This window comes from Cellulomonas sp. 73-92, assembly GCF_001898175.1.
Classification (GTDB): Bacteria; Actinomycetota; Actinomycetes; order Actinomycetales; family Cellulomonadaceae; genus Cellulomonas.
On sequence record NZ_MKTH01000020.1, the window covers coordinates 56,147 to 68,867 of the forward strand.

The window sequence follows — 12,721 nt, forward strand, 5'->3', positions numbered from 1 at the left end:
AGGTGCGGGTGGACGGGGGCGTGGTCGTCGGCGTCGTCGGCGCGCGCGGCGGTGTCGGCGCCTCGACGCTCGCCGCCCTCGTCGCCCTGCGGGCGTCCCGGCGCACAGCGACCGTCCTCGTCGACCTGGAGGCGGCGTCGGGCGGGCTCGACGTGCTCGTCGGGCTGGAGGAGCAGGCGGGCGCGCGCTGGCCGGACCTCGCGCGGGCGCGCGGCGACGTGGACGGCCGAGACGTCGTCGCGCTGCTCCCGCGCTGGGGCCGCGTGGCGCTGCTCTCGTGCGACCGGGCTCGGCCGGGTGCCGTGGAGCCGGAGACGGCCGCCGACGTGGTGGGCGCGCTGGCGCGGGCGTCGGGCTGCGTCGTCGTCGACCTCGGGCGGGCGGCGGTGCTGGCCAGGCACCCGGTGCTCGGCCGGTGCGACCGGGTCGCCCTGGTGGCGGGCCGCGACCTGCGCTCCGTGGCCGGCGCGATGTCGCTCCTGCCGGCCCTCGCCGAGGTCGCCGCGGGGCTCGTCGTGCGTGGCCCGGGACCGGGCGGGCTGGGGGCCGATGAGCTGGCGGAGGCCGTCGGAGTGCCGATGCTGTGGAGCGGCCGGCCCGATCGAGCGCTCGTGCGGGCCGCCGAGCAGGGACTGGTGCCGTCGCGCGGGCCGGCCGGGAGGGCCGCCGCCGCGGTCCTGGAGCGCCTGCTGTGACCGCCGTGGCCGACGACCTCCCGGTCGTGACGCCGGCGCTCGTGGCCGCCGTCCGGGCCCGGCTCGGCTCCTCGCGGCCGGACGGCGACGGCGCGGACCCCGCCGCGCTGCGAGCCGCGGTCGTCGTCGCCGTGCGCGACTCCGGGACGCTCCTCGGCCCGGAGGACCTCGAGCTCGCCGTGCGGCAGGTGCGCGACGAGCTGCTCGGCGCCGGCCCGCTGCAGCGGTGGCTCGACGATCCGGCGGTGACGGACGTCCTGGTCAACGCGCCCGACGAGGTGTGGGTCGAGCGCCACGGACGGCTGTCGCAGACGGCCACCCGGTTCGCGTCGGCGACCGACGTCCGTGCCCTGGCGGTCCGCCTCGCGGCCGCCGGTGGCCAGCGACTCGACGACGCGGCGCCGACCGCAGACGCCCGGCTGCCCGACGGCACCCGCCTGCACGCGGTGCTCCCGCCCCTCGGTGGGCCGTGCGCGCTGCTGTCGCTGCGCGTGGTCCGGGCGCGGCCATTCACGGTGGAGGAGCTCACCGCGTGCGGGACGGTCGCGCCCTCGGCGGCGCCCGTGCTGCGCGCGCTCGTCGCCGCGCGCGCAACCGTCCTCATCAGCGGCGCGACCGGCTCGGGCAAGACGACGCTCCTGGCGAGCCTGCTGTCCCTCGTGCCGCCCGACGAGCGGATCGTCCTCATCGAGGAGAGCGGCGAGCTGCAGCCGTCGCACCCGCACGTGGTGCGGCTGGTGACGCGGCGTGCGAACGTCGACGGCGCGGGGCGGGTGGACCTGCCCGAGCTGGTGCGCCAGGCGCTGCGGATGCGGCCGGACCGCATCGTGCTCGGCGAGTGCCGCGGCGCCGAGGTGCGCGACGTCCTGGCCGCCCTCAACACCGGCCACGAGGGCGGGTTCGCCACGGTCCACGCCAACGCCGCGTCCGACGTGGCCGCCCGGCTCGAGGCGCTCGGCTCGCTGGCGGGGCTGTCGCGGGACGCGCTCGCGGCGCAGGCCGCCTCGGCGGTCGACGCGGTGCTGCACCTGCGGCGGGTGGGGCCGGGCCGGACGGTACGGCACCTCGAGGAGATCGCCGTCGTGCGCCGCGCCCCCGGTGGCGAGCTGGAGGTGGTGCCGGCGCTGCGGTGCGCCGCGGACGGCGTTGTCGACCGTGGTCCCGGCTGGCAGGCGCTGGCGCGTCGGCTCGGTAGGGAGGTCGTCGCGTGGGACGGCGTGGATGCCGTGGCCGGTGGGCGGTGACCGGCCTCGGCGTTCTCGTCGGCCTGCTCGGCAGCGCGGCGGTCGCGTGCGCGGGTGGCGCCCGACGTCGGCCGCCCGCACCGGCCGGCCGGCGGACCACGACCGGCCCCGGCGCACGCGCACCCGGCCGCCGGCTCGGCGCACGACGGTCCGCCGCGGATCGCGGCGAGGCCCGGCTCGCGGGGGCGCTCGTCGAGGTGGCGGCGTTGCTGCGGGCGGGGACGGCGCCGGCGGACGCCTGGAGCGGCGTCCTCGGGCTCCCCGTCGCGGACCGCGTGCCGACTGTCGCACAGCTCGCCACGGTCGCCGGCCCCGCTCGTCGCGCGCGCGGCTCGCCGCCGCCACCGCTCGCCGCGGTGGTCGCCGCGGCGCGGGTGGCCGACGAGCTCGGCGCACCGCTGTCCGGCGTCCTCGACCAGGTGGCCGCCGCGATCGCGGCGCAGGCCGAGGCGGCGGCCGAGGTGGACGCGGCGCTGGCCGGTCCCCGCTCGTCCGCCCGCGTGCTCCTGTGGTTGCCCGCGCTCGGCGTCGTGCTCGGCACGGCGCTCGGCGCCGACCCGATCGGCCAGCTGATCGGCGGCGGCGTCGGGACCGCGGCCGGTGTGCTCGGCCTGGCCCTGGTCGTCATCGGCCATGCGTGGAGCACGACACTGCTGCGCCGCGTAGCGCGCGCCGGGACCGCGCCGTGACGGGGACGGCACTGTCACCGGCTCGCACGGTCGCCGGGATCGCGCCGTGGCCGGGACGGCGCGTGGCCGGGGCCGCGCGGGACCGGGATCCCGCCGTGCTGGGAACTGGGCGTGGCGGGGACCACGCCGTGAGGGGGACCGTGCCGTGACTGGGATCGCGGTGCTCGCCCTCCTGGTGGCGGCGCTGCCATGGGCCGCCGGCCGGAGCGTTCGAGACGTGGCGCGTCGAGGGACCGTGCCGACGGCGAGCGGCACGGGCTCAGCGGCGGAGGACGGGTCGGTGATGAGCAGCCCGGTGGGTGGTCGCACGGCGGGCCGGGAGCGCCGGCCCGGGACGACGACCGCCGGCCGGCCTGGGCACCCTCGAGACCCCGCCCGGTCGTCCGCGGTCGATCCGGCGCTCCTCCTCGACCTGGTGGCCGTCGCCCTCGCGGCGGGCGCACCCGTTCCGACAGCCCTCGTGTCGGTGGGCACCGCCTGGCCCGGCCATGCGGGGGAGGCGCTGGTGCGCGCCGCCCGGGCGCTCACGCTGGGCGCGTCGTGGGACGTCGCGTGGGCCGGCGGCGGCGCGGCGGCGCTCGCGGTGGCGAGGGCGCTCGAACCCGCGTGGACGGCAGGTGCGTCGCCGGTGCCGTTGCTGCGGACGGCCGCGGACCGGTTGCGCTCGCGGCGTCGAGCGGAGACCCGGGCGGCCGCCGGGAGGCTCGGCGTGCAGCTGGTCCTCCCGCTGACCCTCTGCTACCTGCCGGCGTTCGTGCTGGTGGGACTCGTACCGGTGGTGGTCTCGCTGTCGAGCAGCCTCCTCGGGTGAGGCGACCACAGCCCGTCGTCCGGGTGCGCCCATCCGGGGGAGGCCCGCGGTCCGGCCGGCACGGTCCTCGGTCGTCGGGACGCTCGTCCGGTCGGCCGTCCGGCCGGCGTCGGAGGAGGGAGCAGGCATGGACGGGGCAGGCACGGGCGACGGGGGCACGACGAGGGCGGCGCGCAGTGCGCGGCGGACGAGGAGCCGCGTGCAAGCGGCGGCACAGGCTGCGGTGCGGGGGCTGGGCCAGTGGCGCATGCCTGGGTGGCGGACCGGCGAGGTGGCCGGTGACGCCGGGACGACGACCGCCGAGTACGCCATGGTGACGATGGCCGCGGTGGCGTTCGCCGGCCTGCTGGCCCTCGTGCTCCGCAGCGACGAGGTGCGCGGCATGCTGACCGACCTGGTCCACCGCGCGCTCAGCCAGTGAGGCGCGGACGCGACGGCGGAGCCGTGACGGTCGAGCTCGCGGTCGGCATGGTGAGCGTGGTCGTCCTGCTCGGGCTCGTGCTCGCGCTGGTCGCCGCGGGCATCGCCCAGATCAGGTGCACCGATGCGGCGCGGGCGGGCGCTCGGGCGGCGGCGCTGGGCGACGACGACGAGGCGGTGGCGCTCGTGGTGCGAAGGTCGGCCGGCGGTGGTGCGTCGACGACCGTGGCGCGGGCCGACGGGTGGGTCGACGTCACCGTGCGCGTGCCGGTCCTCGGCGGCGTGCTGCTCGACGGCCTGACCGCTGACGCGACCGCCGGCCTGCCGGTCGAGCCGTGAGCGCGCGGGCCGCGACGGTCCGCGCGGGGTGGCGCTCCGACGAGGGCGCCGGCTCGGTCCTGACGCTGGCCGTCGGCGCGGTGGTCGTCGTGCTCGCGGTTGCCCTCGGTCTGCTGGTCCAGGCGACCGGCGCCCACGCCCGCGCCCAGCTGGTGGCGGACCTGTCGGCGCTGGCGGCCGCCCAGCAGGCGCAGCGCGCGGCGTTCGGGATCCCCGGCGTCGGCGACCCGTGCGGGAGGGCGCGGGACGTCGCCGTGCACAACGGCGGCACGCTCGCGCACTGCTCCGAGCCCCGCCCGGGCCAGGTCGCGGTCGACGCCGTCGTGACCACCCCGCTCGGCGCCGCCCACGTGACGGCCCGGGCGGGGCCCCGGCCGCCGTGACGGCACCGCTACGCGGGGGCGTGCGCCAGCACCGCGTCGAGCAGGCGGATCGCGGCGTCCTTCTCGAGGGGCTCGTTGCCGTTGCCGCACTTCGGCGACTGGACGCAGCCGGGGCACCCGGACGCGCAGCCGCACCCGGCGATGGCGTCACGCGTGGCGCGCAGCCACGCAGCCCCGAGGTGGAAGCCGCGTTCGGCGAACCCGGCGCCACCGGGGTAGCCGTCGTGCACGAACACCGTGGCCGTCTCGGTGTCCGGGTGCTGCACCGTCGACAGGCCACCCAGGTCCCAGCGGTCGCACGTCGCGAGCAACGGCAGGAGGCCGATCGACGCGTGCTCGGCGGCGTGCAGCGCACCCGGGGCCAGCTCGGCGGTGACGCCGGCCTCCGACAGGACCGAGGCGGGCGCCGTCCACCAGACGGCGGTCGTCGGCAGGGTCCGCGCCGGCAGGTCGAGCTCCTCCGAGCCGAGCACCTGCAGGTCGGGGAGGCGTTTGCGCTGGTAGCCGAGCACCTGGCTGGTGACGTCCACCGCGCCGAACCCCCACGTCACGGGCCCCCACGCGACCTCGTGGTCGACGCGCCGGACCTCCGTCGAGGTCACCCACCGGGCCCACGTGCCGTAGTCGACGGCGCGCCGCGTCACCAGGGCGATGCCGTCCTCGAGCGAAAGGCCATCGACCACGTAGGTGGTCCCCTGGTGCACGTAGACGGCGCCGGGGTGGACCGTCGAGTCGGCGGCGGCCGCGTCGACCGTGCCGAGCAGCCGGCCCGTCTCGGACTCCACGACCCGCACCGGCTCGCCGCCGGCACCCCGCAGGTCCGTCAGCCGGTTCGCGGGCTCGGGGTGCGTCCAGTACCAGCCCGACGAGCGCCGCCGCAGCCATCCCCGGTCGACCAGCTCGTCCAGCACGGCGGGGGCACCCGGGCCGAACAGGTCGAGCTCGTCGGCCCGCAGCGGGCGCTCGGCGGCGGCGGCGGCGAGGTGCGGGCCCAGCACGTAGGGGTTGCCGGTGTCGAACACGGTGGCCTCGACGGGCACGTCCAGGACGGCGGCTGGGTGCTGCACCAGGTAGGTGTCCAGCGGGTCCTCGCGTGCGACGAGCACGGCGAGCCCTTCGGTCCCCGCCCGCCCCGCCCGTCCCACCTGCTGCCAGAACGACACCCGGGTGCCCGGCCACCCGGCGACGAGCACGGCGTCGAGCCCGGTGATGTCGACGCCGAGCTCCAGCGCGTTCGTCGTCGCCAGCGCCCGCAGCTCGCCGGTGCGGATCGCCCGCTCCAGCTCGCGTCGCTCCTCGGGCAGGTACCCGCCGCGGTAGGCGGACACGAGGCCCTCGAGCCGGTGGTCCACCTCGCCGAGGTGCGCGCGTGTCGTCGTCGCCACCGACTCCGCGCCACGCCGCGACCGCGTGAACGCCAGCGTCCGGGCGCCCGCGACGACGAGGTCCGTCAGCAGGTCGGCGACCTCAGCCGTCGCCGTGCGCCGGGGCTTCTCGACCGGTCCCCACGGGTCTTCGTCGGGCAGCAGGTCCGACCAGGGGGCGTCGCCGCCAGGCAGCTCGGGCGGTCGCCACAGGACGACGGTCCGCCGGCCTGCGGGCGAGACGTCGTCATCCACCGCGACCACCTCGTCGGGCTCGACGCCGATCAGACGCGCGGCGCTGACCTGCGGCTCCGCGGTGGTCGCCGACGCGAGGACGAATGTCGGGCTCGCGCCGTAGGCCGCCGCGAGGCGCCGCAGCCGGCGCAGGACGAGCCCGACGTGCGCGCCGAACACCCCCCGGTAGGCGTGGCCCTCGTCGACCACGACGTAGGCCAGCGACGAGAGGAGCCGCGACCAGCGCTCGTGCTGCGGCAGCAGCGCGAAGTGCAGGAAGTCGGGGTTCGTCAGCACCACGTCGGCGTACTCACGGGCCCAGCGCCGCTCGTCGGGCGGCGAGTCGCCGTCGCAGGTCGTGACGCGCAGGTCGCGGACGGCCGCGGCCGCCAGCAGGCGCTCGAGCGCGTGCACCTGGTCCGAGGCCAGCGCCTTCGTCGGGCAGAGGTAGAGGGTCGTGGCCCGCCGGACGACGGTCTCGATCCGGCCCGACGACGCCGGAGGGGCCGCGGCGTGCCGGACGGCCGAGAGCGCCGGCAGCCAGAACGCGAGCGACTTGCCCGATCCCGTGGAGGTGGCGAGGACGGTGTGGTGGCCGGACCACGCCGCGTCCGCGGCCCGCGCCTGGTGGGTCCAGGGCCGCTCGACGCCCAGCGCGCGGTACCCCGCCACGACGTCCGGGTCCGCCCACGCCGGCCACTCCGCCGTCCTGCCCTCCCGGGCCGGCAGGTGCCGCACGTGCGTCGCCCGGTCAGCGCGGCGCCCGCCGGCGAGCAGCACGTCGAGCAGGTCGCCGGTGGGCACGGCGCCATCCTCACACGCAGCACCGACCCCGGCGGCGCCTCACCAGCCCCACGAGGAGTCCGCGTGCGGCGGCGTCGGGCAGGTGCCGCCGGGCTGGATCACCGGCTCGAAGTGCCACGGCTCGTTGGCGTACGTGCGGCACAGCCCGAACCGGCCCCCGTGGACGCCGAGCCAGGCGGCACCGGACGTCGGGCCGACGTCGATCGCCTCACCCTGCACGTGCGCCGACTTGTCGGGCGGCAGCACCCAGCGGTGCGCCTCCGTCACCGAGCCGTACGTGGCGATGTCCCCGGCGATGATCTGCTCCTGCTCGGCGACCGAGCGCCAGCCGGAGGTCAGGGTGAGCGTCACGCCGGCGGCGCGGGCCGCCGCCTTGGCCGCCTCGAAGCGGCGGAGCAGCTCGGGATCGAGCCCGGTGGCGGTGGAACCGGACGTCGGCTCGTCGGCCGATGACTCGGAGGCGCTGGCGGTGGGCCCGGGGCCCGCGGCGGCCTGGCCGGCGGCCGTCGACGTGCCGCCGGCCAAGCCGTCGGCCGCCCGATCGCCGTCGGTGCCCGACCGCGGGTTCGTCGTCCGCGCGCCCGGCTGCGTCCCGACACCGGGGCCCGGCGCCTGCCGAGCCGCGCCGATCGCCCCGGGCGCCGTGCGGAGAGGCTCGCCGGCCGCGGGCGTGGTGAAGGCGAGTGCCAGGACACCGGCGGACCCGAGCAGGATCACCGCGGCGACGAGCACCGCGACGGTGGCGTACCGGTGCCGTGGCTGATCCGTGGTGGGAGGTCGCATGCCTCCACGGTCGCCGGATCCCCGCCGGCCGTCGTCGCCGCGCGGGATGACCACGGCCGCCGGGGGCCGCGACGACCGTCGGACCACCGTCCGCCCGAGGGATGACCGGCCCGGTCCGCGGCTCCGCCCGGCGGTGGCCGACGACCCCGGGGGATCGCCGACCACCGCGCGGGGTGGCTCAGGAGCGGCCGTGCCCGAAGCCCGGCAGGGCCGCCGTACGGTCGGCCTTCACGCCCTGCAGCTCGTTCGGGTTGATGCCCAGCAGCGTGAGGATCGTGGGGGCGATCTGCGTGGTCTGCACGGCCGTCGCCACGGTTGCGCCGTGCTCCACCCCGGCGCCGGCGACGACGAGCGGGACGTCCCGGTCGTCGGGCGCGGCACCGCCGTGCTCGGCGATCTTCTTGACCCCGCCGGTGTAGACGACGCCGTGCTGGGCGATGCCGATGAGGTCGGGCGCGTGGGCGTCGCCGATCGGTGCGTCGACGAGCCGGTCGGCATCGGCGCCGGTCACGACGGACGTCAGGCCCGACGAGGCGACGGTCGCGGAGTAGACGCCCTTCGGGTCGGTCACCAGGTTGGCCGGCGCCGGGTGCGACAGCAGGTAGCCCTTGACGAAGGCCAGCGCGGCGGCGCTCCGGTCCGACAGCCACAGGAGCATGCCGTCGTCGTCGACCGAGAAGACCACGAGCTGCGTGTTCTGCGGGTGGCCGGCGGCCCAGGCCGCGTTGATCGCGTCGATGATCGCGCCGTCGTCCACCCGGCGGAGGGCCGCGGAGTCGATCGGTGACTGGCCGTGCTTGGCGGACAGGATGATCGTCGTGTCGCCTGTCAGGTGCCGTGCCGCGAGCTCGGCCTGGAACCGGCCGACCTGCGCGTCGATGTAGTCCAGGGCCTTCGAGAGCAGCGGGCCCGGCGTGCCGTCGGCGTTGTAGCCGCCGGTCAGCCCGTCGCTCGTCGGCAGCTTCTGCGCGGTGGAGACGGTCTGGAAGTTCATGCCGAACACCGCGGGCACGCCGACGGTGCGGGCGCCGGAGTGGTCCTTGCCGTCGATCTCGTTGAGGACGGCCGCGACCTTCGTGGAGTCGTACTCCTGGGTCAGCAGGTTGTCGTTGGTCCAGTCGGCGCCGGCCGCGTCCGCGACCGAGTTGATCTCGGGCGTGAAGAGGTCCTGCACGCCGGTGCCGGAGGGGCCGTTGAGGATCTCGTAGGCGGCGTGCTTGTCGGACCAGGCGGTCGTCAGCCCGTGCGCCCGCGCCACCTCGAACACGGTGTTCACCCGCAGGTACGAGTGCGGGTACACCGGCAGGCACGTGCTGGGGTCGACCGGCAGGGCGGCCGGGTCGAGCAGCGCCTGCGCGTTCGGCGTCAGCCGGAGGATCGCCTTCGTCACGGCGGGGGCCGATGCCAGCGTCTGGGCCAGGGTGTTCGTCGGGAGCGCCGCGAGCGCCGGGTCCTTGAGGCCCTGGCCGGCGTCGAGCGTGATGGGGTTCTGCGACCGGTCGGCGGCCTCGGTCCAGGCGACCTCGGTGCCGGGCGTCGCGGTGCTGCAGTCCAGCGTCCCGGGCGCGAGCAGGGTCCGGTTGTAGGTGTCGTCGTAGTAGACGCCGGCCGTCCCCGGGTCGGCTCCGGTCAGCTGCGCGATCATGCCCGGGAAGGAGTCCGACGGGAAGGTCGTCGTGGCCTGCGTGTAGCTGGTGCCCTGCCCGACGAGCGCGGCGAGCGACGAGCCCGGGTGCGCCGCGATGTAGGCCGCGAGGTCCGACTGGTGCAGGCCGTCGACGGACAGCAGCAGCACGTGGTGGGCGGCGGCGTGGTGCGTGGTGTCGCTCGCGGCCGCGAAGGGCGCGGTGGCGAGGAGGCATCCTGCGGTGGCGGCGACCGTGCCTGCGGCGATCAGACCCGCTGTGTGGCGCTGGAGCATGGAGAGCCTTTCCTGAGCGACGGGGGTGTCGGGGAGGCCAGTCAAGGTCGCGTCGGCGACGGGCCGAACGTCACCCGGGTGAACCTGCGATGAACGCACCCTGTGTGTCCGACGACCGGGCGTTCCGGCCGGCGGCCACCGGATCGGCCCGCGTCCGCTGCGGGCCGGGGTCGCGGAGGGGCAGGATCGGGCCGTGAGCATCGACCTCAACGCCGACCTCGGCGAAGGTGACGGCCCCTGGCGCCAGGGCCCGGTGCCCGACGAGGAGCTGCTGGCCCTGGTGACCAGCGCGAACGTCGCAGCGGGGTTCCACGCGGGCGACCCGCTGCTCGTCGCGCGGACCTGCGCGCACGCCGTGCGCCGTGGGGTGGCGATCGGCGCCCATCCGTCGTACGACGATCGCGACGGCTTCGGCCGGCGTCGCGTCGAGGTGGCGCCCGCGGTGCTCACGGCGCAGGTGCTCTACCAGCTCGGGGCGGTCGCGGCGCTGGCGCGCTCGGTGGGCGGGGCGATGACGCACGTGAAGCCGCACGGCGCGCTCTACAACCGGATCGTGCGCGACGACGAGCAGGCCCAGGCCGTCGTCGCGGCCGTCGCGCGGTTCGACCCCACGCTGACGCTCGTCGGGCCGCCCGGGGCGCGCGTCCTCCAGCTGGCCGACGAGGCCGGCATCCCCACGGTGCGGGAGGCCTTCGTCGACCGGGGCTACCGGCCCGACGGCACTCTGGTGCCCCGCGGGGAGCAGGGGGCCCTCGTCACGAGCCCGGTGCTGGCTGGGGAGCGCGCGGTGCGGCTGGCCGCCGAGGGCAAGGTCGTCGCGGTCGACGGCACCGTCATCGACGTGCCGGCCGACTCGCTCTGCGTCCACTCCGACACCCCGGGCTCGATCCAGATCGCCCGTGCCGTGCGGTCCGCGCTCGCGGCGGCGGGGGTCGCGGTGGCGCCGTTCCGCGCTCCGACTGCCGTGCTGCGGGCGGACTGAGGACGCGCCGCGTGACCACGCGTGTCGGGCGCCGTCGGTCGGGCGGCGCGATGCCGGGCGCCGACCTCCAGTGGCAGCTCGTCGGCGACGACGGCCTCATGGTCGACCTCCCGGGCGCCGACGCCGTCGGCAGGGCGGGCGCAGCGCTTCGCGCGGCACCGCCCGCTGGGGTGGTCGACGTGATCCCGGCGGCGCGCACCGTCCTGGTCCGTGGCTCGTCGCACGGCCGGGACCGGTGGGCTGCCGAGGCGCGCGCGTTGGTCGAGGTCGCGGTGGGTGCGGCGCAGGTGGACGCCTCGTCGTCAGCCGTGTCGTCGGGCCCCCTCGGGCGCCTGGTCGAGATCCCCGTGCTCTACGACGGCGCCGACCTCGCCGACGTCGCGCGGCTGGCAGGGCTGACGGAGGCCGAGGTCGTCGCCCGGCACGCCGCCGCGCGCTACCGCGTCGCCTTCGGTGGCTTCATGCCCGGCTTCGCCTACCTCGTCGGGCTCGACCCGGCGCTCGTCGTGCCCCGGCTGGCGACGCCGCGGACGCGCGTGCCCGCCGGCGCGGTGGCGATCGCGGGGGAGTACGCGGCGGTCTACCCGCGCGCCACCCCCGGCGGCTGGCGCCTCCTGGGGCGCACCGACGTGGTGATGTTCGACGCAGCGCACGACGAGCGCCCGGCGCTCCTCGCTCCGGGGGATGCGGTGCTGTTCGTCCCGGCGCGGGATCGTGTGGTCGCCGTCGGCCCACCCGGGGGGCGGACGACTCGCGAGACGTCCGGCGCTGCGACTGGCCTCGGGCAGGCGCACCGGCAGGTGCCCGGCCGTGCCGGGGCCTCCGCCGCGCCGGCGGGTTCGCCGGCATCGGGAGCTCCCGGCGGCGGCCTCGCCACGACCGACCCGCTGCCGTCAGCCGGCCTCGAGGTCCTGGCCACCGGGCCGCTCGTGCTGGTCGAGGATGCCGGGCGCCCCGGGCTCGCGGCCGTCGGCGTGCCGCGGAGCGGTGCCGCGGACCTCACCGCCCTGCGCACCGTCAACCGCCTCGTCGGCAACCGCGCCGACGCCGCGGTGCTCGAGGTGGTGCTCGGCGGGCTCGTCGTGCGCTTCGGCACCACGACGGCGTTCGCCCTGGTCGGGGCTTCCGCGGAGGCCGAGCTCGACGGGAGGCCCGTCCCCACCGGGCGGGCGGTTCGAGCACCCGCCGGCGCCACCCTCGCGCTCGGCGTCCCGCGGACGGGGCTGCGGACGTGGCTGGCCGTCCGCGGCGGCCTCGACGTGCCGGCGGTCCTCGGGTCCCGGTCGACCGACGTCCTGTCGGCGCTCGGACCAGCTCCGGTCACGGTGGGCGAGGTGCTGAGGCTGGGCCGCGCGTTCGAGGGGCTCCCCGAGCCGTCGGCTCCCGGCGACGGGGCAGGGGTCGCGGCCGGTGAGCCCGACCCCGGTTCGACCGGTTCGCGCGCCCCCGGAACGGACCCCGCCGGCGCGCCGGACGTCGTGGTGCTGCCGGCGACGTCCGGGCCGCGCATCGACCGCCTGGCCGACGAGTCCCGCGTGCGCCTCGTCGACCAGGAATGGGTCGTGACGGCGAGCAGCAACCGCGTCGCGCTCCGGCTGGACGGTCCGCCGGTGACGCGGGCGGACGACGACGAGCTGCCCAGCGAGGGCCTCGTCCTCGGGGCGGTGCAGGTGCCGCACGACGGCCGTCCGGTCGTCTTCGGCCCGGACCATCCCGTCACGGGCGGGTACCCCGTCGTGGCCGTGCTCACCGCCGAGGGGATCACCCGGGCGGCGCAGTGCCGGGCCGGAGACCGCGTGCGTCTGGCCGTAGGGCCCCTCTGACCTGCGAGGGCGCGGCCGGTCGGTTTCACCCGACCGACATGTCCGGTTCACCCGCGTTTGTGCCTTTCATGTCCGGATTGTCCGATAGCGTCCCGCCCAGACGAAGTTGGACATCCGACCGAAACGCACGAAGGAGCCTCTGAGCCCATGGCGTTCGCACGCCGCACTGCCGCCCGCCCGACCCGACTGGTCGGCGCCGCCTCGATCGCCGGTGGAGCTGTGGCGGTTG

12 protein-coding genes are annotated in these 12,721 nt (G+C 77.3%); 9 read left to right on the forward strand and 3 right to left on the reverse strand.

The window, feature by feature from the left end:
- Positions 1-8 precede the first annotated feature (8 nt).
- From ssd to BGO37_RS14830, 7 genes are all read left to right on the forward strand, one after another.
- A complete protein-coding gene (ssd, locus tag BGO37_RS14800) occupies positions 9-695 on the forward strand; it encodes a septum site-determining protein Ssd (protein ID WP_291756095.1) in 687 nt (228 codons plus the stop codon).
- On the forward strand, positions 692-1,939 hold the full coding sequence (locus BGO37_RS14805; protein WP_291756097.1) for a TadA family conjugal transfer-associated ATPase: 1,248 nt from the start codon (positions 692-694) through the stop codon (positions 1,937-1,939). Before ssd ends, BGO37_RS14805 begins: the two co-directional genes overlap by 4 nt.
- Positions 1,936-2,628: a type II secretion protein F gene (locus BGO37_RS14810; RefSeq protein ID WP_291756098.1), complete on the forward strand. Its 693-nt coding sequence runs from the start codon at positions 1,936-1,938 to the stop codon at positions 2,626-2,628. The genes BGO37_RS14805 and BGO37_RS14810 overlap by 4 nt, the downstream gene beginning before the upstream one ends.
- Positions 2,629-2,773: 145 nt before the next feature.
- Positions 2,774-3,439, forward strand: a complete 666-nt coding sequence (locus tag BGO37_RS14815) for a type II secretion system F family protein (RefSeq protein ID WP_291756100.1) — start codon at positions 2,774-2,776, stop codon at positions 3,437-3,439.
- 247 nt (positions 3,440-3,686) lie between these two features.
- Positions 3,687-3,860, forward strand: a complete 174-nt coding sequence (locus tag BGO37_RS14820; protein WP_291756242.1) for a DUF4244 domain-containing protein — start codon at positions 3,687-3,689, stop codon at positions 3,858-3,860.
- Between the two features lie 23 nt (positions 3,861-3,883).
- Positions 3,884-4,198, forward strand: a complete 315-nt coding sequence (locus BGO37_RS14825; protein ID WP_291756103.1) for a TadE family type IV pilus minor pilin — start codon at positions 3,884-3,886, stop codon at positions 4,196-4,198.
- Positions 4,195-4,581 carry an Rv3654c family TadE-like protein gene (locus BGO37_RS14830; RefSeq protein WP_291756105.1) on the forward strand — a complete coding sequence of 129 codons (387 nt, stop codon included), beginning with the start codon at positions 4,195-4,197 and terminating at the stop codon, positions 4,579-4,581. Before BGO37_RS14825 ends, BGO37_RS14830 begins: the two co-directional genes overlap by 4 nt.
- Before the next feature lie 8 nt (positions 4,582-4,589).
- Here the strand turns inward: BGO37_RS14830 and BGO37_RS14835 are convergent, their stop codons facing one another.
- The 3 genes from BGO37_RS14835 to BGO37_RS14845 form a co-directional block, all read right to left on the reverse strand.
- A complete protein-coding gene (locus BGO37_RS14835; RefSeq protein ID WP_291756107.1) occupies positions 4,590-6,983 on the reverse strand; it encodes a DEAD/DEAH box helicase in 2,394 nt (797 codons plus the stop codon).
- A 39-nt stretch (positions 6,984-7,022) separates the two neighbouring features.
- On the reverse strand, positions 7,023-7,766 hold the full coding sequence (locus BGO37_RS14840) for a M15 family metallopeptidase (protein ID WP_291756108.1): 744 nt from the start codon (positions 7,764-7,766) through the stop codon (positions 7,023-7,025).
- A 178-nt stretch (positions 7,767-7,944) separates the two neighbouring features.
- Positions 7,945-9,687: an alkaline phosphatase family protein gene (locus BGO37_RS14845; protein WP_291756109.1), complete on the reverse strand. Its 1,743-nt coding sequence runs from the start codon at positions 9,685-9,687 to the stop codon at positions 7,945-7,947.
- Positions 9,688-9,880: 193 nt separating this feature from the next.
- On the opposite strand from BGO37_RS14845, the gene BGO37_RS14850 reads away from it, so the two are divergent.
- Complete coding sequence (locus BGO37_RS14850) at positions 9,881-10,669, forward strand: 5-oxoprolinase subunit PxpA (protein WP_291756110.1); 789 nt, start codon at positions 9,881-9,883, stop codon at positions 10,667-10,669.
- Positions 10,670-10,680: 11 nt separating this feature from the next.
- Positions 10,681-12,492, forward strand: a complete 1,812-nt coding sequence (locus BGO37_RS14855) for an urea amidolyase family protein (RefSeq protein WP_291756111.1) — start codon at positions 10,681-10,683, stop codon at positions 12,490-12,492.
- Positions 12,493-12,721: the final 229 nt, after the last annotated feature.